The organism is Rania fehmarnensis (assembly GCF_056494185.1).
Genome location: NZ_CM151398.1, coordinates 7410296 through 7436060, shown reverse-complemented (window position 1 = coordinate 7436060; position 25765 = coordinate 7410296). Strand labels below are relative to the sequence as shown.

The following is a 25765-nucleotide window of genomic DNA, read 5'->3' as shown; positions in this document are numbered from 1 at the left end:
GGGAGGTCGAATCGAGCCATAGCGAGATTCGGGAGGGGTCTTGGCAGTGGAGATGATTAGTACCGCAGGAGTCTTACCTAGCGCTGAGCCCCCTCCCGCAGACGAAGGCTAAACGCCTCGTCTGCGACCTCCCCCGCGGCGCGGGGGAGGTGACGCGAGTTCAGCTACAGACAGGTCCTCGCTGCAGCTTTCCTACAATCCGCACTACCAGCCATCTTGCCGCATGCGGTTAAGCTTTTCTACGCAGAAAGGTTCAGCTGACCCGACCAAATCTCCAATTAGCGGTAAAGTTCTGATGCGTCCAGTGACAATCGCAGTTATGCGGGTCATTGCGCAATCACTTTCCCAATCATTACAGCACAATGGGGTCAGCATGTCCGTGTCTGAGTTGTCGAATGTAGGAGACACGCTTGTCGAGATGGATCGTCGACGTAAGGAACGCCGTCTGGAAGACAAGAGCACGGAAGTTATCACACCGAAACCTGAGAAGCGGGCCAAGAAGCAACGCCGCCGCCAGATCGACCCAACCACCTGCGAACGCGAATATAGCGACGATGAAATTGCCTTCATGCATGCCATCGACGAATACAAACGCCGCAGCGGTCGTATGTTTCCAACCTGCAGCGAGATTCTCGAAGTCATTCGCGAAATGGGTTACGTTCGCGTGAGCGACGCCACACCGGCTCCGGCAGAAGTCGCCGAAGAAGCCGACACCCCTGCCTAAGCCGCAGGCGTTAGCCTCGGTTGTTTTGCGTTTGAGTAGGAACCCGGGCTAACGCCCTGGGTTCGTGCAGGCTGCGAGATGGTTGGTTAACACATCAAAGCTGTGGCTAGCGCCACAGCATTCCAAAGAACCGTGGCTAGCGCCACCGAATTCCAAAGAACCGAGGCTAACGCCTACGGCTTAGGCTGCGGTTGCGAATGGATAGTTCGCTGATCGCTTCTTTCATCGCGGCGCGATCGATCTCGTGAACGTTGGCTGGCTGACCAATTTGCTCAATCAGCGTGATCGTCAGTTCGCCGCCCAAGTGTTGGCGAAACTCTTCCAGACCGTCGAAGACCGCTTCTTCACTGAGCGCTTCGTCGTAGATCGGCAACTTTAGTCGCTGCAGGATGTCGATGGTCTGATCAGCTACCGTGCGGCTAAGACCTAATCGCAAATGTGAGTAGAGCGTATCAAGCGCTACGCCAATGCCCACAGCTTCGCCGTGGCGCAAGCCATATTCGGTGAGAGCTTCTAATTTGTGTGCTGACCAATGCCCAAAGTCTAGCGGCCTGGCCTCCAGTAACTCAAAGGGATCACCGCCTCGGGTGATGTGCTGCAGATGCAATAGCACGGATTGTCGAATCGCCCATTGGCTGGTGGATGGATCACGCTGGGCAATTGAATCGGCATGTTCGGACATATACTCGAAAAGCGCTGGGCTCTTCAGCAGCGCTACCTTTACCGATTCGGTAAAGCCGCAACGGAAATCGCGATTGGACAGCCCTTCGAGCAATCGGGCATCGTTGATCACAGCCCAAGGACAAGCGAAGGTGCCCTTCCAATTCTTCTTGCCAAACCAATTGACGGCGTTCTTGACGCCAACTCCGGAATCACCCTGAGCCAGCGTGGTGGTCGGAAAACGCACCAGTCGAATACCGCGATGCGCGATGGAGGCCGCGTAGCCGACGGTGTCTAGCAGAGCACCGCCACCGACCGCCAGTACATAACTGCGGCGATCCAGATTGGCGGTGTTGATGGCCTTTAAAATGTAGTCCACATAACGCGGATCGTTCTTGATCTCTTCGCCACCGCTGAGGCTTTCAATCGGACTGGCCAGCAGGACATCGCTGGGATGTTTGGCCAGCAGCGATTCGATCCGCTGAAGCAAGTCCGAGTCGTAATCCACAAGCCCACTATCAACCCACACTTGCACGCGGGCTGGCGTACCTGGCGCGTGTTCCAACAGTTGCAGCACGGCTGCCGCATCGGTGCCAAAACAATCTTGCGTGAACCGCAAGCGATGTACCATCGGCACAGAGAAGTCGACATCGAGCTGATCAGCCGAATTGTCCGGCTGAAACGGGTCAATCATGTGGGGTCAACGGCCGAAGCGGTGGGACTGGCGGAGATGGTACTCAACTATCTTAACCCCAAAGCCGCGAATCACAACCCGCAAGCCATCCGCTTAGCGTGTCTCCAAGGCTTTGAGGCGGGCGGCCTCGAATTCGTCGCCGCGGTTCCAGGCTGGACGCTCCGGTTTGTTGGCGATTACCAGGCCAACATGGGCCAGCAAACGGATGTCGTCCAAGGCACCGGCCAGGTCCCATTTAGGATCGTACTGGTCGCTGGGTTGGTGATAAATCTTGTCGACCCATTCCTCCTGCTGCTGTTTGCCCCAGCCATCAGGTTTGCCGATAACGTTGATACCCGCATGCAAATAAATGCCCGGTACGCCAACTTTAGCCAGCGAGAATTGATCCGAGCGATAGTAGTAGCCGCGATCGGGGAAGTAGTCAGGGGTGACCACGCGGCCCTGCCACTTAGCCACGGCCTCGATAAGTGGATCCAGGTTGGACTTGCCATTACCAATCAAGTTCAAATCGCGTGTCTTGCCCAAGTGATTGATACCGTCGATGTTAATAACCGCAGCCATGTAACCAGCGTGAATGGGTGGATGAGCCGCCAGGTAACGCGAGCCTAACAGTCCTTGTTCCTCTGCACCCACGGCAGCCAACATGATGGATCGCTTGGGGGCGATGGGCAAACTGGCGACAGCTCGCGCAATGGACAGCAGGGCTGCTGTGCCCGACGCGTTGTCGATAGCGCCGTTATAGATGTTGTCGCCTCGTGCATCGCGACGCTCGGCCAGACCCAGGTGATCATGATGAGCCATGAAGATCACGGCCTCTTTCTTGAGCTCGGGATCACTACCGGGCAAAATGGCTAGAACGTTAGCCGTATTCTGCTCGCGCACTTTACACTTGATGTCGATCGACATCTTCACACCCAGCGGCACGGGTTTAAAGTCACGTGTTTCGGCCGCTGCCCGCAAATCGTCGAGCGACTTGCCGGCCAGCTCAGCGATCTTCTTGGCACTATCGTCGGTTACCCAACCGCGCAAGTCCATGCGCGGACCCGTTTCTTCTTTCAGCTCAAACTCTTCGCCACTCCACGAAGTTTGAATGACCTGGTAGGGATACCCGGCCGATTCGGTGGTGTGAATGATGATGGCTCCGGCTGCGCCTTGACGCGCGGCCGATTCGTACTTGTAATCCCATCGGCCGTAATACAGACGGCGCCTGCCAGCAAACAACTCTGGATCTTTGGCTGGGTCATTGTTCATCATGACCAGGATCTTGCCTTTGAGGTCGGCATCTTTATAGTCATCCCAAGCGTATTCGGGAGCTTGAATGCCGTACCCGACGAACACCAGTTCAGCGTCCTTGACCGAAATCTGCTCAGCTGGTCGGCCAGCGGTGAACATGGTTTCGTCATGATGCTTCAAGGTCAGCGACTTGTCTCCCAATCGAAACTCTGTGGTAGCCGGTGCGCTAGAAGTGACACCCACCAACGGCACAGCTTGCGACCACTGGCCATCGGGCATGAGCGGTTGAAACCCGAGCGATTCAAATTGTGTGGATAGGTAGAGCTGCGTTATCTCATCGCCCCGCGAACCTGGCCCGCGACCTTCCAATAAATCGTCAGCCAGAAAGCGAATGTGGGCTCGCAGTGACTCTTCCGTGACTAAGTCAATCGCCGTGGCATGTTCTTTGATTGGTCGCCACGCATCTTGAGCTCGAGCGGTTGAGATCAAGGCAACCATCGCAATTAGAAAGTACTTCATCGTTTAACTCGTAGCCGCAAACAGGGAAAGACACCAATGCCCACAGTGTAGCAAATCTGCTCAGCGCCTGTCCCGTGAGGGCGAAGCTCCTCCTGAGCCAAACAGGTGGTCTTGTGCTGTAGCCGAAGTCGCCAGACTTTGGATGCATGGCCATCAGTTTTAAAACGCAGAGTTCGCAGAGGCCGCAGAGAAGACCGTTCAAGTGAATCATTCAAATTTGGGATTCTCTGCGACCCTCCGCTTCTCTGCGTTTCTAAATTGGAATCTGCTAACCAAAATCTCAACCGACCGTGCGCTCGGGAGGGCGAAGGTGTTGTAGCCGAAGTCGCCAGACTTTGGACGCCTGGCCATCAGTTTTAAAACGCAGAGTTCGCAGAGGCCCGTCACATCAGAACGACTTGCCGGGTGCTGAGCGGCTGGGGACAGCCGCTCTACGTCTTCACCGGGTGCTGAGCGGCTGGGGACAGCCGCTCTACTCGCCGGCGTTGCGAATTTTGATGCCGCGGTCAATGTCGCTGAGGTTATCGGCCATGGTTTCGGGGTCGATTGGAGCCAGCGAACGACGTCGATAGTTGCGGTGAGTGGGCGTGGAACGCGTCATACCGCGCAGGTGCATCATCAACCGCAGCATGACAATGGTGCCAAAGCCAATGATCAAAACGATTGGCCAGTGGCCCAGCGGATCATTGGCGCGTTTGACAATCGGGCTGGAATCAGTGATGCGCCCCATAATTAGCGGAGCTACCAGATTGCGTTGATTGGGCTCCGCGTTGCCCGGTTGATAGGCTTGCATCTTTAAAAAGTAGCCAACCAAGTCGATGCGCTTGGATACATCACCTTCTCGAGGAAAGCCGGCAGGCAACTCGGGTACGACACAGCAATACATGTGCGCCTTGGCCTCTTCAGTCCAGCCCCATATCTCAAACACTTCTGTCAGATTGGCAACGTTGCTGACCTTTATCTGGATGGGAATGATTCGTCGCGCATTCAGATTCACATGCACCAATTGGCCACGATACTTGTCGGGATGCGCGTAGAGATCATTGAATCGCGGATTGGCTTCGACCTGGCTGATGAGCTGTTCGTTGGACCGATCGATGGCTTTCTTCAGCAATCCAAAGTACGCAGGGTTCTCACGCTTGTGAATCCCCAACGTGTTGTCCTTTACCAGGCTCAGCAGGTCATTTAGTCGAGCTTCCTCAGCTGAAACATCTGCACTGGCCGTCGTGTTTTCTGCAGGCTCTTGATCGACCGCCGCAGTTTCAGGTGCGGGAGTTTCAGGTGCAGGAGTTTCAGGTGCAGGAGTTTCAGGTGCAGGAGTTTCAGGTGGCAAAGCTTCGGCCGTCGATGGGGCCTGTGTGACGCTGGGCTCTTGTGGCGCTTCTGCCGTGGTGATGGTTGGCGAGGGTGCGCAGGCCGAGAGTGTGATGAGCATCAATGCTGGGAGGATAAGTTTATGCATGATGGCTCCTGGTGGTAGATTTCTCCGAACTCAAGCTGCTGGTATCAAAGTAATCGCGCGTGGCCATCGACCGGACACAGCGTTTGATTACTTGATACTCTCAATGGAAATCTTTGTCATCGGCTCGCCGTTGGGCAATGTCTGCTTGGAACACACGTCGAGCACCTGCATCATGCGTTCGTAATTCAAGTCATCGGCCACTTGCAACGAGATGCCTTCGAACTCGGCTTGTGTCAGTGCATCTTTCAATGTTGCTCGCAGAGCTCCGACGGCTTCCGCCACACCCTGGCCGGTGCCGAGCGTTTGTGGACCGACTTCGATTCCCGCGATATCACCGTCTTGGTTGGCATGGACCATGACCGTTAGTGTCAGCCCAGGTGCTTCCGACGTAGCCGAATCGCTGGTTTGGCCGGCGGACTGAGTCGCCGCTTTGTCGGGCATGCGTAGCGAGATCTGCGATTCAACCGGCGAAGGACGAAACGTCAAAATGAAAAACGCCAGCAACTGGAACGCCATGTCGAGCATGGCGGCCATGTTCAGTTCCACCTCGGCCGGTGTATTGGAGCGTCGTCTTCTTCTTCGTCTACGCATTGGGCTTACCCGCTCTGCTGCTGGCCGCCGCGCAGCACCATAAAGTCAAATCGCTTGAGGCCTTTATCTTTGCACGCGTTGACGACGCGCATCAAGAAGTCACAACGCAGAGCGCGGTCGGCGCGAATCACTACGATGATCTCTTCGCCACTTTCCGGCTTGATCGTCTGCAGCAAACGTTTGGCCTCGAATGCCAGAAAGCCTTCGACGTTCGGTTCTTCTTTGCCTTGGACTACTAACTTGCCACCGGTGCGCAAGTTCAGGACTAGGAACTGACCATTGACTTCGTCTTCTGCGGGAGCGGCCGAACCGACCACGGGCAGCACAAGCGAGTTGTCAAAGTCGGCAGCTCGAAAACTGATAACCATCATAAAGAACGTGATTAGCTGAAACACCATATCCAAGATGGGCGTCAGGTTGGGGTCCACTCGATCACCAGCATGCATTGCGCCCGACATGGTATACGGATTCCGCTAAAGGACTTCAATGGCCAACTGGACACTTACTGAGCTGGCTTGGGAGCTGAAGGCGCGGCCGGAGCCGTGGGAGCAGCAGGTGTAGCGGTGCGGGGACGCTTGAGCATCCGCACAATCGCGCGGAAGTAGTCGTCGGCCAGCATCGTGGTCTCAATCGAAATCTTGGCGATGCGACTGCGGAACATCGCATAGAAGTAAATCGCCGGAATGCTCAAGAGCACGCCCTCGAACGTCAGCACCAGAGCTTCCGAAATACCTTTGGCAACTTCGGCTGCATCCAGATTCTTGCCGCTCATCGCGATCGACATAAACGAGCGAATCATACCTTTGAGCGTACCAAGCAATCCAATCATCGGACCGAGCGTGCCGATGGTGGCCAGGATGCTGATCTTCTTTTCCATGTTGACGGTGCTGGCGTCAGCAGTCCGCTCGAGTTTATCGCGAGCTTCATCAACGCTATATTCCAGTTCCGATAGTCCAGCATGTAGCGAACGCGAAAAGAACGAATCGTCCTGCTCAACCAGCTTCACTACATCGCGAGCATTGCCTTCTTGAATCAGGCGATCGCATTCTTCCAAGACTTCAGGCGGGGCTGCCACGCTTGAACGCAACTCGAGAAACTGTTGGACCACCACGGCCACAAAATAAAACGACAAGCACAGTATGAACAGACCGATCCAGCCTGATACTTCGATCAACCAACCGAGGACATCGGTACCATCGGCCTCTTTTGTTTGCCCGCCAGCCTCTTGAGCCCACAGCATCTCGGGCTGTAGCGCGAAGTAAACAGCAACCAGCACGGTCGCTGCAAGACTCCAAACGAGGCTTCTTGAAGTGGCTGAGCGAATCATCAAGACTTCCTTTTTCAGTTCAGGCCCCAAAGAGACTAGTCCTTGGCCAGCGGCGCCAAGGGGTTCGGGCATCATCAGCCCCAACGATATTTTCAGACGAGAAGAGCACTAACTATCAATATGTCTGCCATTTCCCAGCCTCGCAAGTAGCAAGCCCGCGCCGAGTGTGGATTATTCACTAAGGGCGACTTGGCAGGTCGGATGATACGACGCACCCGAGTTGTTTTTTCGCTCCCCTTAGTTGCGACCAGCTATTTGGCCAGGCCGACCTCCCTCAATTGTCGAGAATTCGGCCCACACAGGCAAGTGTTCGCTCACGCTGACGGCTTGCTCTAGCGAAAGATTAAACTGGCGCAGGAAATCCAGCACCCCGGCACGACCGGTAAATTCGGCAGTACTGCTGTGCGGAAAGACGATGTTGTCAGCCAACGCAGTACCGCGCGTCGTAGTGGCAATTCCTTCGATGGCAACTCGAAAAGTACTCAACGGCAAGATCGAAGTAAGTTGCTGGCCGGCGCTAAAATCGCCCGCCAAGATAACGTCATCTTCACCTCGACCATCGCTGTAGATCGCGTCGATCAAATTTGGGAGCGCAGTCAATTCATTGCCCGCCAGATCACCATCGATGTGCATGTTGACCAGGCTAAACGTAAACGCTTCGCGCTCGTCGACCCTCTTGCATCGGAACCAACCAACCAGCGGTTCATGACTGAGCATGTCCTCGGGGTCGGCAACCGTATAGAGTTGAAAGCGATCAGTTTCGACACTGGCGGTATCAAATACAAAAGCTAACTGCGCCGTCCGCTGCCCGCGACCGATACGTGGACCAATCATAAAATCATACTGACGACCGGTCCGATTCAAACGCTCGATCAGATTGGGCATCAGGTCATCACGTGTGGAGCGAATATCTTGCAGAGCAATGATGTCGTACTGATTAAGCATGCGCATGATCAGTTCAGTCGCAGCGGTGTTGTCGCGTGTAGCATCGCCCCAACCGCTCAGATTGAAACTGGCAATGCGGATCGAATTGCTCGTGGGGCGCTGAGCTGTAGGCAATCCAAGGGATGGAGCAGCGCCTGCTATCGCGGTTGGACTACTGGTCATGTTGACCGGTGGTGCCGGCTGACGCGAGTTTTCCAGCATCCCCAGCTTTTCACCTACCGACAACAAACGCTCGAACTCAGGCCCCAGCACCTTAGCAGCGGGTCGCAGTTGATCGATGCTGAAGTTGCCGGGCAGTTGCAGTGGATTGGGCAACTGACTGGGGTTACCTGGCGGTGACGCGATCTGTCCTGGATAGTTGGTTTGATATCCAACCCCAGGCAGATTGGTCGCAGCGCTGGTCGATGGCAACATGGGAGCTGAGTTGGATAAACCGAAATTGCTACCGCCGCTGCCGCCGACATGGCCGCCGAAATTATTGTTGGCACTAGGCCACAACGGAGTTGGTGCCGTCGACGGCAGGTTGGGACCACTTGGAAAACTAGTGGGAAAGCCTAGCGGCGCACTAGCGTAGGGGTCTATGCCAGAGTTGGCGTAGACCGTGGGTTTGGGTTCCAGACGCAGACCGTCCAAGCCCCGAATGCTGTAGTTGTTCAGGAGCCACAACAAACCAGCCACTACCGTGGTCAGAATTGGCCAACGTCGTTTTAGCGCGGCGAAGAACAAGGGGAACCTCACAGGCATCAAACATGCCAAGGTGCTGCAGTGCCACGTTCCATGCACCGCCAGTCACCGAACCTGCTGAGGATCCATCCGCAGAGATAGTCTTTTCAAGCTGTCAGATTCTTCAATCTGATAATGCGGGAAATCTAGCTGGCAGGCTGGAAGGGCTCCCAGCCTTGACCGCACAGACTTCGCGCACATCGGCCTATCGACATACTCACACAGATGACTTTAGAAATTCCAGAGCGAGATTTTTGTTTTTCAATTCGAAGGTAGCGGAAAGCGTCAAGCATTTCGGGCATCACGGATGGTAGCGGAAAGCGTCAAGCATTTCGAAAGCCTTGACGGCTTCCGCTACGGAATTACGGGAGTTCGAAAGCCTTGACGGCTTCCGCTACGGCTTAGTGAGTGAACAAAAACTCTGGACTGGTCATGAGACTCCACAGTAAATCCTCAACCACTAAACGACGCTCGGCGCCGGTGGCCAGCGACTCTTGGGCGACGCTGAGCAGATGCTTGCGTTCGGCGGCTGTGGGTAAGCGCGACAGGGCGAGCAGATAAGACTCTTCGATGATTTCCTCCAGCGGTTTGTCGTTCTTGATCCACTGGGTAACGATCGAACGCGGGTCGCTCAGTTTTTCGTTGAGCGTATCACCATTGCTCAAATGCAGCACTTGCACGACCGTCGGTTGATCGCTGCGTTCACAATCGCAGGTGATGCGCCGCTGGTGACGTCCGAAGGTCTTCAAAAAATAGTTGACGACCGCTGAATCATGCAATTGCAGGGAACTCGTACCTTCTTTGTAAGCCTCCGTTTTTACTTTATCGGCACCATTGAATTCAATTTCGCTGAACTTGGTCGGCACGTCAGTGACCTGGCAGACGGCATCGTGCAGCACTTCGGCCATCAATCGTCGCGGCAAATGTCGGCAATAAAGTCGCGTATCATCTACGTTTGTCGGCAGCGCATCGGCTGAACGTTGATAGGCTTGAGAATTCAGAATCAATCGCATGAGCCCTTTGAGATCGAACTTCGTTTCATTCAAGTGTTCGGCCAGCGCAGCTAACAAGAGTTCACTGCTGGCTGGATTACTGGCGCGCATATCGTCAACCGATTCAACCAATCCGGGACCCATGAAGTTGGCCCATACGCGATTGGCGATCGAGCGTGCGAAGTACGGGTTGTGGCGATCGGTCAACCAATCCGCGAGCGATTCTCGACGATCGGCGGTTGAATTGGCATCGATCGGTTTGGCGTCCAGCGGCGCAGGCGGTTGTGGTTTGCCGCGCGAAGGTTGAATGAGGTCACCTTGATCCAACACCAGCAACGTGCGTTTGCCATCGCCGTTGCGCGCATCGCCCCCCCAGCCTTTGGCGCGGACGCGTGCATACAAGTTGGCCATGCTGTAATACTGATCGTTGGTCCACTTCTCTAGTGGATGATTGTGGCACTTGGCACAGGCGATCGATAAGCCGAGGAACGCTTGACACGTGTTTTCCGTCAGCGATTCAGGATCCTGATGGATCGCATAAAAGTTTGTGGCACCTTGTTCCATACTGTCGCCCTTAGCGAGCACGATTTGACGGACCATCTCGTCCCAGGCTGTATTCTGCTGAACGTTTTGGCGAACCCATTTATAAAACGCGGCCACGGCGTCGGGGCGTAACATCGTGCCGTTAATCAGTAGCAAGTCCGACCATTTGTAGCTCCAGTAGTCGACAAAGGCATCGCTGGCCAGCAGTTCTTCCACCAGCCGTTGTCTGCGATCGGGACTCGCGTCACCCAAAAACTCGCGCACGCGTTGGGGCGTTGGCAAGACACCGACAGTGTCGAGATACGCGCGACGGATGAACGTTTCATCACTGCAACCTGATGAAGGCGCCAACTTGAGACGTTGCCATTCTTCCAGCAAGATCTGGTCGATGAAGTTGGCTGGCCGGAACTCGGCATAGGCCGACGTTGGTATCTCGTTGGGATAGGGTGAGACGATTGCCGAGATGGCGATGCGACTGGCAAACGTGGCCACGATCGCACCTTTGCCATGGCCGACGATTTTCACTTGACCGCCGACGTCGACTTGAGCCATCGTCTCGTTGGCTGAATTAAACTGAGCCCATCGCGTGACATCTTCTACCCGGCCATTGGAATAGTGAGCCAAGACGATCAGCTGTTGCTGTGCATCGCGCGACAAATCAATCTGCGCGGGTAGAAGTTGAATCTTGTCCAGTTGCGGATCAGCGGACTGTCTGGGCGGAGCGCCGGCCGCAATCCAATCCGCCAAGATGCGATAGTCTGGCGATGACTCCTCCAGACGCAGTCCTCCTTTGTGACTGATTAAGCCAGTAGGTTTGGCCAGCAGCAAACTACGCCCAGGTTGTGCGGCATCGATTCGTCGACCGCGATCTTGTCGCGTGATCGCAAAGTGATCGCTCTGCGGATCGTAGGCGCGTAGCGAAAGCTTAAATCCACCTTTGCCAGCCAACGCACCGTGGCAGGCACCGCTGTTGCAGCCGGCTCGCGTCATGACCGATTGCACATGAGCTTCGAATTCCCAGCTGCGCGGACCATCAGCGCCAGTGACCGCGATGGGTACATGCACTTCGACGAGTTGGTTATCAGGCCGATTGATCTTGGCAACCAGATCCGTGGTGCCATTCTTGATCGCATGGACTCGGCCAGCTTCCCAAGTCGCAATGGTTGAATCCGCGATCGATATCTCGAGATTATCGGTGACCTGCGCGCCGACCGTATCGCCGCTGGTCGATTGAAATATGACAAGCGATTGCGCGCCCTGGCCGTCGAGTTTCACTTCGGCCGGGTAAGGGCGAATTTCTTCGCTCTTCACCGCCAAAGGAATCGCAAGTCCAATCGCGCAAGCAAGCAGTGCGATCAATGTGCGCGAGGTGTTGTGGGAGTATGAAAGTAATTGCACGGGAGACATCTCTTAAGTAGCGGAAGCCGTCAAGGCTTTCGGACGGTTACTTGTAGCGGAAGCCGTCAAGGCTTTCGGTCATTGGTTTCCTGGATCAACGAAATGCTTGACGCATTCAGTTACACAGGTTCGATCGGACACAGGCTGGAAGCCTATGCCACACAGGAACAGGCTGGAAGCCTATGCCACACTAAAGCAACTTGAAGCCTATGCCACACTAAAACAATTCGTGGATTTCGCGAAAGCCGGAGTCGACGATGGGAAAGGGGCGGCCGGCAGGACCGGGCAGAATGGTTTCGGGACTGAGTCCCAGGCTATGAAAGATCGTAGCGACAACTTCAGGCGGTTCGACCGGACGTTCGGCGGGCACGGCACCGATGGGGTCACTGGCCCCCACCACGCGTCCACCTTTGACTCCACCGCCAGCAAAGCCGACCGTGAAACACTGTGGCCAGTGATCGCGACCACCGGCAGGATTGACTTTCGGCGTGCGACCAAACTCGGCCAGGTTCACCACTAGCGTATCATCCAACAAACCGCGTTGCGATAGATCTTCGATCAAAGCCGCATAGCCTTGATCATAAGTGGGCGCCACGATGTTCTTCATCCCTTCGATCGAAGTGAACGGTTTGCTGCCGTGAATATCCCAAGTGATCTCATCGAAGACTGTCAAGAATGTATTGACCGTGACAAAACGCACGCCGGCTTCGACCAGGCGTCGTGCCAGCAAGCAACATTGACCGAAGCGATTCATGCCGTACTTTTCGCGGACCTGCACTGGTTCTTTGGAAAGATCGAATGCATCGCGGGCTTGGGGACTGGTCATCAATCGATACGCCGTCTCGAAGTGCTCGTCCATCAGCTTGGCACTTTCGCTGGCTTCGAACTGCGTCATCGATTCTTCGACTGCTTGACGCATGCGTCGACGTCGGTCGAGTCGGGCAGCTGGAATCGAGCTGGGCGGCAACAGATCGGGGACTTTGAAATTCTCTTGCGAAGGATCGGCCATCAAAGCGAACGGATCGTACGCTTTGCCTAAAAATCCGCCGGCCTGACCATTGGGCAAGTTGCCTCCACCGCGGCCCATCGTTTCGGGCAAGACCACGTGCGAAGGCAGATCACCACGCGGACCTTGCAGATACCAAACCGCGGAACCGACGTGCGGCGTATTGATTCCACCGGAAAATAAACGGCCCGTTTGCATGATCTGCCACCCCGCATCGTGCACCGCAGCGCCGCGATGAAAACACGATCGCACCAACGCGATCTTGTCGGCAATGCTGGCCGTGCGTGGCAGGATCTCTGAGATCTGCAGGCCACTTACTTTGGTCGATATCGGTTTGAAGGGCCCACGAATCTCCGCAGGCGCATCGGGCTTCATATCGAAAGTATCGAGTTGGCTGGGTGCGCCGAGATTAAAGATCAGAATGCACGACCGGTTATCTTTGGTGCGATCCGTCATACCGGCGGCCTGCGCTTGCATCAAAGCGGGCAGCCCTAAACCAACAGCGCCCAGCGAACCAACTTGCAAAAAATCGCGTCGCGTAACGCCGTTGCAAGTATGAGCACTACCTTTGCCGAGCAGATCCAGCATCGGAGCAATCCTTGTGAGGTGGGAGGACAGGCGAGTCGAGAGGTCTCCACCCAGTTTAGCTGAAATAGTGCGCGATGGCTAATTGCATCCAACTAAGCCGACGGCGTTAGCCGCGGTTGCGTCCGGCTGAGGCCGACGGCATTAGCCGCGGTTGCAGGCCGCTCCCGGCTATTCTTCTTCATCGTGGGAGGGCGCAGGTTGATCAAGGCCCAGCTGCGCGATGCGGCGGAGGAATCTGGGGCGGCTGATACCCAGCAGTCGGGCGGCGCGAGCGCGGTTGCGGGGAGACAGCTTGATCGCGCGCTGCAGCATGATCCGCTCCAAGTCCAACAGCACATCGTCCAGCAGAATTGGTTCGACCGCCGTCTGAGAGCTGCGATTGACGGTACTGGCAAAGGTGCGAATCTGCAGCGGCAAATGACCGGGCTGAATCGTGGCGGTCAGCACCGCATTGTTAAGCATATCGCTGGCGGCCGTTTGTACTTCTGACGCGTTGCCCGGCCAGGGATAGGCTTGCAGTAGTTCTTCGGTGCTGGCGGCCAGTGCCGGCAGACGCCGGCCGGCCTTGTTGGCCGCGGCAGTCAAATGATGCGCGACCATCGGTGTGACATCTTCACGCCGCGATTCGAGCGGTGGGATATCCAGCTCGATCGTGGCCAGCCGCTCGACTAGTTCGGCCAGAGGCGATCTCTGCTGGCGCAGCTGTTCGGAAGTTCGCTGGCTGGTTGCGATCACGCAGTAGTCACTGCGATGGTTATGCAACCATTCGACTAACATGCTGGCAGCCGTCGAGCTCAGGCAATCCACGCGATCGAGAATCAGGTGCGCCGCTGCAGCGGGCAAACCGACGCGCATGCGTGAGGCAAAGGCCTCTAACTGGCTGGCCAGCGACTCTTGGTCCATCAAGCTGCATTCGATATCGAGTTCGTGCATGGCGCTGGCTGGCAATTCCAACGGCCGCCGTCGCAGAGCGGCAATCGTGCGTGCCAGCCGCGATTTGCCACTGCCCTCGGGCCCCGAGATCAAGAGATGCGACATTGAACCTATCGCTAACTGGGCGCGGCGCATGGCCAACTGGATCGCAGACGATGTGCCCAGTAGTGGCCAGAGGCCGTCGAGCTGATCCCACTGGGCACGCAAACGTATCAGGATTTCATCAGCGGCATTTCCGCGCGGTGCCATCGCTGGAGCCAGCGGCATGAAGCGTTCACGCAGTACTTCAGATTGACCGAACAGAATCAGTATCAGACCTGTCGATGGATCTTCATCAATCAGCGGCAAAAAGGCTTGGACAGCAAACCCGGTAGGTTGTGCCGGGGGCCATGGCACTTGCCGCACGGCCGCCTGGCCATGCAACACAGCCGATGGCGGTGCCAACATCATCCGCAGCTGTGGTGGAATGGGCGTTCGCTGTGACTCGCCCTCGGATACTGCCGCCGCACTGGTCGAGTTCAAATCCTCCGCTAGTTCCGCTTGACAACTCAAGCCCACCAGTCGAGTCGCATCGACTTGCAGTAATTCGCACAAGGCAGCGCTGACGAATACGATTTGCAGCCGTTGATCCAATACCACGATCGGCCAGGATAGCTGATCTAGCTGCCGAGCCAGATTGCGACTGTTACCACCACGAAAAGTCTCCGTCATCGCAGCTAACCTTTCCCCAGTAGCCGAAGTCGCCAGACTTTGGACAACTACATCGCCCCGTAGCCGAAGTCGCAAGACTTTGGACTTCCCCAGTAGCCGAAGTCGCCAGACTTTGGAAAACAACAACGCCCAGTAGCCGAAGTCGCCAGACTTTGGAAAACAAACTGGTGGTCTCACCCCCGGTTAGCAGTCCAATTGGCCGACCTTCGTTGATCGACCTACGAGCGCTGGCTCATGGGCACCAGTTCTCGCACGGGCGAGCCGGTGTAGATTTGTCGAGGTCGGCCAATCTTGGCGGGCGATTGATGCATCTCGACCCAATGCGCGATCCAGCCGGGCAAACGGCCAATGGCAAACAGAACGGTAAACATCTGCACCGGGATCCCCATCGCGCGATAAATCACGCCGGAGTAGAAGTCGACGTTCGGGTAGAGCTTACGTTCAACGAAGTATGGATCGCGCAGCGCGGTCTCTTCCAGTTCTTTGGCCACGTCAAAGAGTGGGTCATCCAGTTGCAAACGAGCCAATAGCTTGTCGCAAGCTTTCTTGATAATCGTGGCCCGCGGATCGTAGTTCTTGTAGACGCGATGGCCAAAACCCATCAAGCGGAAATTGCCCTTCTTGTCTTTAGCCATATCGACGTACTTCTTGACATTGCCACCGTCGTCAGCAATCTGCTTGAGCATATTGACGCAGGCTTCGTTGGCTCCGCCGTGCAATGGTCCCCACAAGGCACAAATGCCTGCGGAAATGGAGGCGAACAAGTTGGCATTGGATGAGCCAACCATGCGCACGGTCGATGTGCTGCAGTTCTGTTCGTGGTCGGCATGCACGATCAGCAGCAGATTGAGGGCTTCGACAAAATCGGGGTCTGGCTCGTAGTGTTCCGTCGGTACGGCAAACATCATCCGCAAGAAATTCTCGCAGTAATTCAGGTTGTTCATCGGATAGATGAGCGGCTGGCCGAACGATTTTTTGTAGCTATACGCAGCGATCGTCGGCAGCTTGGCCAGCAAGCGGTGAATCGAAATCTCGACTTGCCGCGGATCATGGACGTTCAGCGAGTCTTGGTAGAAAGTCGACATCGCTCCCACGACGCTCGACAGAATTGCCATCGGGTGAGCATCGCGGGGGAAGCCATTGTAGAAAGCTCGCATATCTTCGTGAATCATCGTATGCCGACGAATGGATTCGCGAAAATCGGTCAATTCTTTGGTATTGGGCAGTTTGCCGTAGATCAACAAGTAGCTAGTTTCGACAAAGTCGCAATGGGCCGCGATGTCTTCGATGGGGTATCCACGATAGCGCAGAATACCCTGTTCGCCGTCGAGGTACGTAATAGCACTAGTCGTGCTGCCGGTATTGACGTAACCTTCATCCAGCGTGATGTAACCGGTCAGCCTGCGAAGCTGTGAAATATCAACCGCTTTCTCTTGTTCGGTGCCAACCATGGTCGGCAAGTCCACCTCTTGATCATCAAGGATCAATTTGGCGGTGTGGTTGGCTTCAGAAGAGGCGGTAGACATAGGCGTTCACTCCGCGGCGGACGAAATGACAGACTCCAGGAGAGGTGGAGCGTCACGTGATAACAATTTATAAGCAGAAAGAGCAGTTTACCCTTACAAGCACGCCCCGACAATTGACCTGCAGCAGCTATTAACGATCGGCTGAGCCACTAATTGCGAGACCGCACCCCGAAGGCAACCATAACTATGAGCGATTCGAACTCGACCAAACCCCAAGTACTATTTTTTAGCCGCGACATTTTTTTCGCGCCGAACGTCAAAAATGCAGCGTTGGCCGCAGGTTGCGATTTTCAAATTCACGGTGACATTCAGGCACCGCCTCAGATCGACGGGGCTCAAGTGCGAGCTTGCGTGGTCGACCTGACCCCGCTGAACCTGGTGCAAGTCGCTGAGCTGGGAAAAATGTTGACCGCCAATTTTCCTGACGCGCGCCGTATCGCCTTCGGGCCTCATGTCCAAACCGAGCACTTCGCCGCGGCCACCAAAGCCGGCTTCGATCCCGTCCTGGCCAAAGGCCAAGTCGCTATGATGCTCGCCCGATACCTGGGCGAGTAGCGCCTGGGAGGGTGGTGCCCGAAGCACCGCAGCCTGCACGAACTACGTCGTTGGCGTTGAGAGTGACTTGGGTTGCAACTGGAGACGTTACTTACATCAAAGCGGTGGCTGGGCCACCGCACTCCAAAGGTCTACACGGCTCGCGATTCGACGCGGCGAGCCGGGGTGGGGTTGTTGCTGGCCGCTTGTTGACGATTGGCAATCCACAACAGGACTGGGGAGGCAATGAAGATCGAACTATAAGTACCGACCACGATGCCGACAAACAGGGCGAACGAGAAACCGTGTATGCCTTCGCCACCGAAGAAGTACAACAAACCAATCGTTAGCAATGTCGTCGAACTGGTCAACAAGGTACGGCTGAGCGTTTGATTGACGCTGGTGTTAACCATTTGGCTGGTTAGCCGCGGACTCTTACCGCGCACTTCACGTATACGGTCAAATACCACGATCGTATCGTTCAGCGAGTAACCGATGATCGTCAAGAACGCGGCGACCATGATCAAGTCCATCTTGAAATCTTCGATCATCATGAAGCCCAGCGGGCCAGACAGCCAGTGGCACAGAGCCACAATGCCCAGCGTAATCAACACGTCATGCAACAGCGCGATCACCGCCGCCAAACCATAAGACAACTTTTGGAAGCGGAACCAAATGTAAGCGACCACGAAGATCAAGCTGACAAGCAGCGCGGCGATGGCCTTCTGTTGCATATCGCTGGCTACGCGATTGCCGATGTTCGACAGCGACAACCAGACAGGCTCTTTCTCGAGAGTTGACTTAAGTGTGTTGGCCAACTTTTCCGCAGTGGCTTGATCGGACTGCAATTCTACATTCCAAGTAGGCACACCTACGGCAGAATCCTTGTTCCAGTCGGCAGGCACTGGCACGGGAGTGAGAATCAGTTGAGCTGCCGTCAGGTTCATGCCGGCCGTCTTAGCGGCAGTCTCCAAATAGTTGGCCAATTGTTCGTAGTTGACCAAGGCTTGCGAATCGTTGGTATCAGCTGCGTTTTGCTTGCTGAACGTTACGCTGAATTTAGTAAGCGGCTTAGGAGGCTCCGGTTGAGCTGCCTCAGTTGTAGCACCTGGAGTGGTCGCTGCAGCAGCTGGCGTCGTGGCGGCCGGTGCTGGTGCACCGGGCTCCAATGATTCTTGGCCGCTGACTTCGGCGACCGGAGCGGCAGGTGCCGCCGGAGTGGCTGTGTCGGTTGCCGGTGGCGCTGGGTCAGCCGCTGGCGTTTGGACTGCAGGTGTTTCACTGGCAGGAGCTGGAGTTGCTGCATCTGGAGTTGCAGGCGCAACGGCGGGGTCTTGCCAAGCCACCAAGCGGCCGACTCGATTCAGCGGGGAACGCATGCCGGTCTTCTGTGGCATGGTTACATCAACCTTGTAGACCACCATCTTGACTTCGGGGTGCTTGGTGAGCCCCTCGGCCAATTTTTGTTTGAGCGATTCGATGTCGGTAAACGACGTGTCGATCTTGTAGATCGTATCGAGCGGTTCTTGCTCCATACGCTGCAGAGTCCATTCGATCGTTTGGCCTTCGGCATCTTTATCGAAGATGTCGTTCATGATCGGCCTCAGCACGTCAGCGGTCAGTGGTTCAGACAGCTGAACCGTAGCGCTGGTGCCACCGTTGAAGTCGATAGCCAGGAAATTCCGACCGCGCACTACCAGGGCACCCAGGCCGACCAGAATGATCAAGATCGAAACACCCACGTTGATTTTTTGCCAAGACATAAAGTCCAGGTCTTTATCACCGAGCATCGTTTTGCGGGCCCATGCAATTCCGTCGGACATGCTCAAGCTGAGTGCCCCAAGCTTTTCGCTGATGTCGAAGATAATGCGAGCACAGTAGACTGCGGTGAACATGCTGATCAGAATGCCCACGATCAAAGCGACCGCGAAGCCGCGGATCTGGTCGGTACCGATCCAGTACAACACCACCGCTGCAATGAGCGTGGTTAAGTTCGAGTCAACGATTGTGGTGAAGGCTCGATCGAAACCATTGCGAATGGCCATGCGCGGAGTCGAACCCTTGGCACGCTCTTCACGCATGCGCTCGAAGACCAGCACGTTGGCATCGACGGCCATGCCTAACGTCAAAACCACACCAGCCAGGCCCGGTAGCGTGAGTGGTTGCTGAATCAGAATCATCGTGGCCAGAATCATCAGGCCATTGAGCACCAGCGCAAACGTGGCCACCATGCCACTAAAGCGGTAGTACAGCAGCAAACAGCCGATCGTCACAAACACAGACAGAATCGAAGCGTAAGCACCTTTGCGAATCGTTGCAGCACCCAATAGGGCACCAATGCGATTTTCGCTGATCGGTTGAGGACTGAGGGCCGCTGGCAATTTACCAGCGCGCAAAATCGATACCACGAAATCGACTTCTTCGCGGGTAAAGTTACCTTCGATAATACCATTGGAACTAATGGGTGAGTTCAGCTGCGGTGCCGACAGGACTCGCTCGTCCAAAATGATAGCCATGCGGCGATGGAAGTTGCCATCGGGTGCATTGGCAGCAGTCAACTGAAACATGCGGCCCGAACCAACCGTGTTCAAATTAAAGCCTACAGCCGGCATGCCTTGACGATCGAACGTAAAACTGGCACTGGCCAGGTCGTCGCCAGAGACTTCGACATATTTCATGTCAGCATTGCGTTCGAGCGCCATCAGGACGTCGATGTTTTCAATGCCTTCTTTGACCAACCAACGCTCAAAACCATTTTCATCATCCTGCGAGAAGAACGGAGGATTGATGATTTGACCGGTTCGTGAGTTACGCAGAACATCGCCCAGCACAGGTGTGCGAACTTCGCGCAAACCTTCATCGCCAACAGGTTCCTTGCGGCCAACTTCATACCACTGGCCAACCATACGCCCTTCTTCGTTGAAGACATCGCGTTGGTTCGGAGCGGCAGACTGGGCTAGCTTCTGAGCCGCTTGGATGATCAAGCCGTGGTCTTTTTGATTGGCGACAATCCGGAACTTCAGCTGACCAGCTTCGCGAATCGCGCGCTTGATGCTATCAACTTCGGCGGATTCAGTGTTTGGCACGACGACTTCGATTTGCGACTCACCGTAAGGACGAATCGAAATTTCTTTGGTGCCGGACGGATTGAGTCGGTTTTGCAGCGCGGTTACTACCGCGTCGGGTTTGACCGGTTCGCCATCACCCTTGTTGTGGAGTACTTCGTACACCAGAATCGTGCCACCACGAATGTCGATGCCTAGTGGCAACGTCCAGTTGGCTTTGATGCAAATCGCCAAGGTGGCCGCGATCACGAAAGTCGCAAAGCCTACACGACCACCAATGGTCGGCATGCGCAAACGTCGGGCTACGAAGTTGCCAAACAGGAACGGCAATGTGAAGAGAGCCAAGACAACCGCCACGTTGACCAGCCAGACAACCCATGGATTGGGCGCTTCACCGGCGGACTGCACGGTCTGAGCAATTAGATTCAAGTCAAATTCCAACATTGCCGTAGGATTCCATGAAGGTTGCTGTGGCATAGGCTTCTAACCGATGTGGCAGGGGCTTCCAGCCCGTGTCAAACCAATTCTGTCTTATTACAAACAATCGTTTACGTTGTTTTGGCTTCCGGACTCTTACTGTCGCTGGCCACGACGCGAGCAATGGCATCGCGACTGACCGTCAGCTTGGCACCGGTGCCCTCGTCGATCTTGAGCGTGACTGTGGCGGCGTCCCCCGGGGCTTGCATCACGGTTCCGTGAATCCCGCCGGTGGTTACTACGCGATCATTCTTCTTCAGGTTGGCCAGTGCATCAGCCAACGCGCGTTGCTGAGCCTTCATTTGCCTCTGCTGCGGCCACAAGACCAGCAGAAAAAACAACATGAACAGCATCAGCATAAAATTGAGCGGGCTGAGCAGAAATTGAGCGAACGAATCCGGCGGCGCACCGCCTTCAGCTGCACCAGCAGGTGGTGCTTCGCCCCCTTCTGGGGCTACCTGCGCCAGCAGGGTGAAGGGCGTAGTCAGGTCAATGGCGCGCAACCAATTCATGCGAAAACTCAACGATTTGCCGTGAAACCAGCAATGATAGCGAAGCAATGATCGCGCTTACCGCTACCCCCCGAATCAACCCGGACCGGTTGCGAACAGCGCACAAAGTGTCAAATCGCAAATCATAAGGCTGGACAAAAACTGCCACAAGGCCAAGTAGACTCCCGCGGGAAGTCGGGAGATCAAACGTTTTGGGGTTTTGGGTGGCACTGTCAATGCGCAGCATGGAAAGTGCTCCGAACGAAGCGGTGCCCTGGGCGGGCCCCTTCACCGTACCAATGCCAGCGAAGTTTTGGAAACAGCATCCCAGGTTTCTGCCTGTGACGGGTTCGTTCGTTGGCCAATGAACCATCGCAGGGCGCTTTGAAACTTCAGTTTCATTTGCCAGGTCAACTAAAGTCCGAATATCAACCGCTTCGTTTTGAGCCCTGGCTATGCTGCGCATTGCCAGGGCCACTCACAACTCAAAACGCATGGAGAGGTGGGCTTCGAGGGTGGCCCTACAGTATCTCGCGTTTGCGATCGATGTAGTCCCAAATGACATAGCGATCCAGGTCGCGTCCGGCCGTGAAGAACACTCGGCCTTTGGTCTGCTGGGCCAGTCGATGGGCGAAGCGAATATCCTCTTCCGACTGCGACCAACTAGGTACCAAGAACATGTTGATCACAATCCCGTCCCGTTGGCACATGGCACCCTCGCGCATGGTAACCGCTTCGGTGCGTTGGTCCGGTGGATAGAGCAGGAACAACTTTGAATCTTCGAAGTGAGCCGTCGGCAACCCGTCGGTAATCAGAATGATTTGTTTGTTGGGAGTATCGACCGTGGCTAAGTTTTGCCGGGCTAAACGGAGCGCGTGTTGAATGTTGGTGAAGTGCGGCGGAATCTGTTCCTCGCTGATGTCGTCGCGCGATAGATCGGCCTGCAAGCGGACCCACGGATCGTAAATCGTCACTGGCTTGGGCATCATGTCCACGATCTCGCCAGGTTTGCGCATCTTGGCAAAGGTGTACATTTCGATGAAACGCAGGAAGTCTCCGGGATACTCCGATGAGATCAGCCCTTGTAGAGCCAGCCCCATGCGTTTGACATTCATGTACTGGCCGTCGTAGCGCATCGAACCGCTCATATCCATGATTACGACTGTGGCACACTTGGGCGAATTGCGTGTGCGATGCACTTCGATGTCGCCGGTGCGCAGCTGAATCTGCGATGCCGTGGGATCTCGCAATAACGCATTGATGACGGTTTGCGTCGTATCCATGTTGGCTAACGAATCACCAAACTCATACTGTTTGGTTTGAGGCAGTTCGACACTGCCTTCACCCACGATGCGACCGTGATGTCGACCGGAGCGCCCCGGTTGCAGTTTGGCAAAGATGCGTTCGAGCAACTTGCCTTGAAAGATTTTGTAAGCCTTAGGAGTTAATTTGAACGCGCCGCTTTTGTCGTTGCGTTCCAGACCCTGGCGTTCGGCCATCTCGCGGACCATGTTTTCAACTTGACGTTGCAGCTCTTCAAGCCCTTGCATGTCGGCTGGTTCTGCAAACTCGCCGAGGGCTTCCATATCGATCAAGCCGATCTGGGCTGTTTTGGCAGCTTCTTCCAGTTGCTTGAGAAGTTCATCGATCTTCTCGAGCTCTTTCTTGATCTCGATCGCCTGAGGCACGGTCATGGAATCCTGACCGGTAAAGGTGTACTTGGCGACCAGTTCGTCAATCTGATATTTGTCGCTCAGTCGTTCCATGACTTGCACTAGTTCACTAGCGAATGGATGCGTATCGTCGCCCAGGCGATAGTACAGACGCTCGAGCAGATAAATCTGCTTCTCCTGAGTCGCTTGGTTGAACATCTTGCGCAACTCGCCGGGTGGTCGACTGCGCGCGACCCGTTTGTTGTACGTCTTATCAGCCGTTTTCTGGACTGAATCGGTTTCGTACTTTTCGAGAATCTTGCGCTTGCGTTCTTCCAGCATCGCTTTGAGCATATCGAGCGATGGCCCCAGTCCTTTGATCTGGCTGGGGTCCAGACGCACGGCCCGCGCTAACTCTTCCTCGGTCAGCTCGCGATAGCTGCCATACATCAACGCGTGTTCGAACGCGGTCGAAACAAGGTCTGGCGGTGGCTCAGTGGGACTGGGGAACTCGGCAGGGTTATAGCGTTGATAAGTATGTATAACGCCGCCCAGCGTGCGTTTGTTGGCCATGCAATTACCCCAATCCCTTGTAGAGCGATCAGACTTCGTATTGGACCTTGCCGTGCTTCTGAGCCCGGCTGATACGATCCATGGCATAGAGACCGGCCAAGACAAACTCAACGCAAGAAGCCCGCACGGCGGGGCTCTCAGCCGCGTTGACTTCGAAGGCTTTTTCCCAAGCCGGCGGAACGCTCTTGAGACGTTCAGCGTAAACAGCGCTGGGTAACATGTCACCCACTTCAATGCGCACGCCTTTGCTGAAGATGTCGGCGATTTCATTGAGGCCGAATTCTTCGACGTACTGGTCGAAGACCTTCTTAATCGCTCCGGCGACCAGCGCATCGAGCACTTGCCGCTCGGACATTTGATGGCTGCCCATCATGTCCAGCTCGAGCTTGCCCAGCGATGAACTGTACAGATGGCCCAGATCGCTGATGCGCGGGACAGCTGGTGACTCGCCCAAAATGATTGCCCGCTGACGAGCGCTGGCGATCATGGTCCGATAGTTGGCCAGGCTGAAGCGGGCCGATACGCCCGAAGCCTGATCGACATACTTGCTGCGCCGCGCTTGCAGCGTGACCTCTTCAATGATCTCAGCCATGAAGTAGGGCACCTGCACCGGATACTCGCCATCCAGGTCGATGTGAGCCTCCTGCTGCAGGATCTCGATGCCCAAGTTGCGCTCGCGCGGATAATGCGTATGCACAATCGAGCCGATACGATCCTTCAGCTGTGGGATGACCTTGCCACTGCGATTGTAAGTGCTCGGATTGGCCGAGAAGAGAATGAACACATCCAGGTCGAAGCGAATCGGGTAGCCGCGAATCTGCACATCGCGCTCTTCCAGAATATTAAAGAGGCCTACTTGCACCAGTTCGTCCAGTTCCGGCAGTTCGTTCATCGCAAAGATCCCGCGATGCATGCGCGGAATCAGACCGAAGTGCAGGGCTTCTTCAGCGCTCATGCTTACGCCGCCTGTCAGCTTCGATGGATCGATCTCACCGATAATGTCTGCGAACTTGGTACCGGGGCTCAGTCGCTCGGCGTAGCGTTCTTCTCGCGGCCACCAGGCGATCGGTACATCTTCTTCGGCATGCTCAGCCAGGTACCGCTTGCCTAACATGGTGATCGGCTGCAGCGGATCCTCGTGAACCGGCAAGCCCGGCACATCCAAATAAGGGACTATCGGATCGAGAAACCGCACCAAGCCACGCATCAGTCGGCTCTTGGCTTGACCCTTCTCCCCAAGAAATAGGATGTCGTGTCCAGAAAGGATGGCAATGTTGATGTCGGGAATAACGGTGTCTTCGTATCCGACAATGCCCGGAAAAAGTTCTTCCTCAGCCGCCAGCATGCGCATAAAGTTCTCGCGCATCTCTTGCTTAACGCTCCGCGAACGCCAGCCGCTCTCCCGCAAGTCAGCCAGATTTGCAGGTCGATTGAATGGCTCTACCGTCTTGGTCTCGTTCATGTCAATTGGTCTCCCCGAGACAGATTGTAGCGGCTCGTCAAGCGAAAACCGACAAAAATTGGCTCGAATCGGTACGGGGTTTTTTAACCTAAGGTGTGCGCTGCAAAGAAGTTACGTTTCGCCACCTCGCGCGGTGGAAGAATTTTTTATAGCTCGACACTGTGGCTGAAATGTCAGAATTGCACTGGGTGCCGGGAGGGCGAATGCGAGGGAGGGCGAATGCTCCCGCTGAGCCAAACACCGCCGTGAGCAATGGACATAGACTCGGGGACTAATCCGTTTGCATCATCGCCTACCAAGCTGATGCTGCCATCGCCACAATTCCCCGGAAGTATGTCCGTTGTGCATAACGGTGTTGGGCTCAGGAGGACCTTCGCCCTCCCGGGACCAATGGTCGGTTGAAGATTGGGTTAGAGGGTGCAGAGCGGCTGGGGACAGCCGCTCTACAGTTCAAAATCTTGTTGCCCGCATTGCCCCCGAGTCTATGTCCGTTGTGCATAACGGTGTTGGGCTCAGGAGGACCTTCGCCCTCCCGGGACCAATGGTCGGTCGAAGATTGGGTTAGAGGGTGCAGAGCGGCTGGGGACAGCCGCTCTACATTTTCACTACTTGCGCGTAATCGTAGCGGCGCCGGCGTAAATAAGGTCGCGTGGGGCGGGCACAGCGGTACCTCGATAGTGCATGCGACGAACGGTATTACCGTAGAAGTGCAAGGGTCGATACGGACGCTCGGTCATGGGCAGCGATTTAATCTGTTCGCGTTCCTCGCCGACGCGGACCACGCCATGAGTCCAACCGGGTTCCTGGCCACTACGACCCAATTGATCCGCAGCTTGGGCATCTGATTGGATCATGCCGACGGTCAGCAGGCCCACTGCGCCCAAGATCAGGCCTGCCTTTCTGGTAAAGCTGTGCATTGTTTCCCTCGAGTGATGA

At 55.6% G+C, this 25765-nt stretch carries 18 protein-coding genes; 2 read left to right on the top strand and 16 right to left on the bottom strand.

The genetic code is table 11. The features are described from left to right. Positions 1-418 precede the first annotated feature (418 nt). Positions 419-724, top strand: a complete 306-nt coding sequence (locus tag SH573x_RS25295; protein WP_479350832.1) for a hypothetical protein — start codon at positions 419-421, stop codon at positions 722-724. Between the two features lie 166 nt (positions 725-890). On the opposite strand, the gene SH573x_RS25290 is transcribed toward SH573x_RS25295, so the two are convergent. The 11 genes from SH573x_RS25290 to SH573x_RS25240 all read right to left on the bottom strand — a co-directional run bounded on the left by SH573x_RS25290 (position 891) and on the right by SH573x_RS25240 (position 16575). Then, positions 891-2078, bottom strand: coding sequence for a 3-dehydroquinate synthase (locus SH573x_RS25290; protein ID WP_479350831.1), 1188 nt, complete (start codon positions 2076-2078; stop codon positions 891-893). 93 nt (positions 2079-2171) lie between these two features. Beyond that, on the bottom strand, positions 2172-3830 hold the full coding sequence (locus SH573x_RS25285) for a M28 family peptidase (RefSeq protein WP_479350830.1): 1659 nt from the start codon (positions 3828-3830) through the stop codon (positions 2172-2174). A 472-nt stretch (positions 3831-4302) separates the two neighbouring features. Then, entirely contained in the window at positions 4303-5292 is a 990-nt protein-coding gene (locus SH573x_RS25280) for a hypothetical protein (RefSeq protein ID WP_479350829.1), read from the bottom strand. Between the two features lie 87 nt (positions 5293-5379). Next, complete coding sequence (locus SH573x_RS25275; RefSeq protein WP_479350828.1) at positions 5380-5883, bottom strand: ExbD/TolR family protein; 504 nt, start codon at positions 5881-5883, stop codon at positions 5380-5382. Positions 5884-5888: 5 nt separating this feature from the next. Next, positions 5889-6341: an ExbD/TolR family protein gene (locus SH573x_RS25270; RefSeq protein WP_479350827.1), complete on the bottom strand. Its 453-nt coding sequence runs from the start codon at positions 6339-6341 to the stop codon at positions 5889-5891. A gap of 44 nt (positions 6342-6385) precedes the next feature. After that, the gene (locus SH573x_RS25265; RefSeq protein WP_479350826.1) at positions 6386-7210 is read right to left on the bottom strand and encodes a MotA/TolQ/ExbB proton channel family protein; all 825 of its coding nucleotides are present in this window, start codon (positions 7208-7210) and stop codon (positions 6386-6388) included. Between the two features lie 237 nt (positions 7211-7447). Then, entirely contained in the window at positions 7448-8899 is a 1452-nt protein-coding gene (locus SH573x_RS25260) for an exonuclease/endonuclease/phosphatase family protein (protein ID WP_479350825.1), read from the bottom strand. 380 nt (positions 8900-9279) lie between these two features. After that, the gene (locus SH573x_RS25255) at positions 9280-11811 is read right to left on the bottom strand and encodes a DUF1549 and DUF1553 domain-containing protein (RefSeq protein ID WP_479350824.1); all 2532 of its coding nucleotides are present in this window, start codon (positions 11809-11811) and stop codon (positions 9280-9282) included. 217 nt (positions 11812-12028) lie between these two features. After that, positions 12029-13405 carry a DUF1501 domain-containing protein gene (locus tag SH573x_RS25250; protein ID WP_479350823.1) on the bottom strand — a complete coding sequence of 459 codons (1377 nt, stop codon included), beginning with the start codon at positions 13403-13405 and terminating at the stop codon, positions 12029-12031. A gap of 168 nt (positions 13406-13573) precedes the next feature. Further along, positions 13574-15049 (bottom strand): AAA-type ATPase lid domain-containing protein, encoded by a 1476-nt coding sequence (locus SH573x_RS25245; RefSeq protein WP_479350822.1) that lies wholly within the window; start codon positions 15047-15049, stop codon positions 13574-13576. Between the two features lie 218 nt (positions 15050-15267). Then, positions 15268-16575, bottom strand: coding sequence for a citrate synthase (locus SH573x_RS25240; protein ID WP_479350821.1), 1308 nt, complete (start codon positions 16573-16575; stop codon positions 15268-15270). Between the two features lie 186 nt (positions 16576-16761). On the opposite strand from SH573x_RS25240, the gene SH573x_RS25235 reads away from it, so the two are divergent. Beyond that, the gene (locus SH573x_RS25235) at positions 16762-17130 is read left to right on the top strand and encodes a hypothetical protein (RefSeq protein ID WP_479350820.1); all 369 of its coding nucleotides are present in this window, start codon (positions 16762-16764) and stop codon (positions 17128-17130) included. A 131-nt stretch (positions 17131-17261) separates the two neighbouring features. On the opposite strand, the gene secD is transcribed toward SH573x_RS25235, so the two are convergent. The 5 genes from secD to SH573x_RS25210 all read right to left on the bottom strand — a co-directional run bounded on the left by secD (position 17262) and on the right by SH573x_RS25210 (position 25746). Further along, positions 17262-20651, bottom strand: coding sequence for a protein translocase subunit SecD (gene secD, locus SH573x_RS25230; RefSeq protein ID WP_479350819.1), 3390 nt, complete (start codon positions 20649-20651; stop codon positions 17262-17264). Positions 20652-20722: 71 nt separating this feature from the next. Further along, positions 20723-21163: a preprotein translocase subunit YajC gene (gene yajC, locus SH573x_RS25225; RefSeq protein WP_479350818.1), complete on the bottom strand. Its 441-nt coding sequence runs from the start codon at positions 21161-21163 to the stop codon at positions 20723-20725. Positions 21164-21663: 500 nt separating this feature from the next. Then, entirely contained in the window at positions 21664-23367 is a 1704-nt protein-coding gene (locus SH573x_RS25220) for a vWA domain-containing protein (protein ID WP_479350817.1), read from the bottom strand. A gap of 28 nt (positions 23368-23395) precedes the next feature. Then, positions 23396-24829 carry a magnesium chelatase ATPase subunit I gene (locus tag SH573x_RS25215; RefSeq protein ID WP_479350816.1) on the bottom strand — a complete coding sequence of 478 codons (1434 nt, stop codon included), beginning with the start codon at positions 24827-24829 and terminating at the stop codon, positions 23396-23398. 605 nt (positions 24830-25434) lie between these two features. After that, positions 25435-25746 carry a hypothetical protein gene (locus SH573x_RS25210; protein ID WP_479350815.1) on the bottom strand — a complete coding sequence of 104 codons (312 nt, stop codon included), beginning with the start codon at positions 25744-25746 and terminating at the stop codon, positions 25435-25437. Between the last annotated feature and the right edge of the window lie 19 nt (positions 25747-25765).

Excerpts from the sequence above, each read along its gene's own strand:
- SH573x_RS25295 (WP_479350832.1), top strand. The coding sequence starts at position 419 with ATGGATCGTCGACGTAAGGAACGCCGTCTGGAAGACAAGAGCACGGAA.
- SH573x_RS25290 (WP_479350831.1), bottom strand. The coding sequence starts at position 2,078 with ATGATTGACCCGTTTCAGCCGGACAATTCGGCTGATCAGCTCGATGTC.
- SH573x_RS25285 (WP_479350830.1), bottom strand. The coding sequence starts at position 3,830 with ATGAAGTACTTTCTAATTGCGATGGTTGCCTTGATCTCAACCGCTCGA.
- SH573x_RS25280 (WP_479350829.1), bottom strand. The coding sequence starts at position 5,292 with ATGCATAAACTTATCCTCCCAGCATTGATGCTCATCACACTCTCGGCC.
- SH573x_RS25275 (WP_479350828.1), bottom strand. The coding sequence starts at position 5,883 with ATGCGTAGACGAAGAAGAAGACGACGCTCCAATACACCGGCCGAGGTG.
- SH573x_RS25270 (WP_479350827.1), bottom strand. The coding sequence starts at position 6,341 with ATGTCGGGCGCAATGCATGCTGGTGATCGAGTGGACCCCAACCTGACG.
- SH573x_RS25265 (WP_479350826.1), bottom strand. The coding sequence starts at position 7,210 with ATGATTCGCTCAGCCACTTCAAGAAGCCTCGTTTGGAGTCTTGCAGCG.
- SH573x_RS25260 (WP_479350825.1), bottom strand. The coding sequence starts at position 8,899 with ATGCCTGTGAGGTTCCCCTTGTTCTTCGCCGCGCTAAAACGACGTTGG.
- SH573x_RS25250 (WP_479350823.1), bottom strand. The coding sequence starts at position 13,405 with ATGCTGGATCTGCTCGGCAAAGGTAGTGCTCATACTTGCAACGGCGTT.
- SH573x_RS25245 (WP_479350822.1), bottom strand. The coding sequence starts at position 15,049 with ATGACGGAGACTTTTCGTGGTGGTAACAGTCGCAATCTGGCTCGGCAG.
- SH573x_RS25240 (WP_479350821.1), bottom strand. The coding sequence starts at position 16,575 with ATGTCTACCGCCTCTTCTGAAGCCAACCACACCGCCAAATTGATCCTT.
- SH573x_RS25235 (WP_479350820.1), top strand. The coding sequence starts at position 16,762 with ATGAGCGATTCGAACTCGACCAAACCCCAAGTACTATTTTTTAGCCGC.
- secD (WP_479350819.1), bottom strand. The coding sequence starts at position 20,651 with ATGCCACAGCAACCTTCATGGAATCCTACGGCAATGTTGGAATTTGAC.
- yajC (WP_479350818.1), bottom strand. The coding sequence starts at position 21,163 with ATGAATTGGTTGCGCGCCATTGACCTGACTACGCCCTTCACCCTGCTG.
- SH573x_RS25220 (WP_479350817.1), bottom strand. The coding sequence starts at position 23,367 with ATGGCCAACAAACGCACGCTGGGCGGCGTTATACATACTTATCAACGC.
- SH573x_RS25215 (WP_479350816.1), bottom strand. The coding sequence starts at position 24,829 with ATGAACGAGACCAAGACGGTAGAGCCATTCAATCGACCTGCAAATCTG.
- SH573x_RS25210 (WP_479350815.1), bottom strand. The coding sequence starts at position 25,746 with ATGCACAGCTTTACCAGAAAGGCAGGCCTGATCTTGGGCGCAGTGGGC.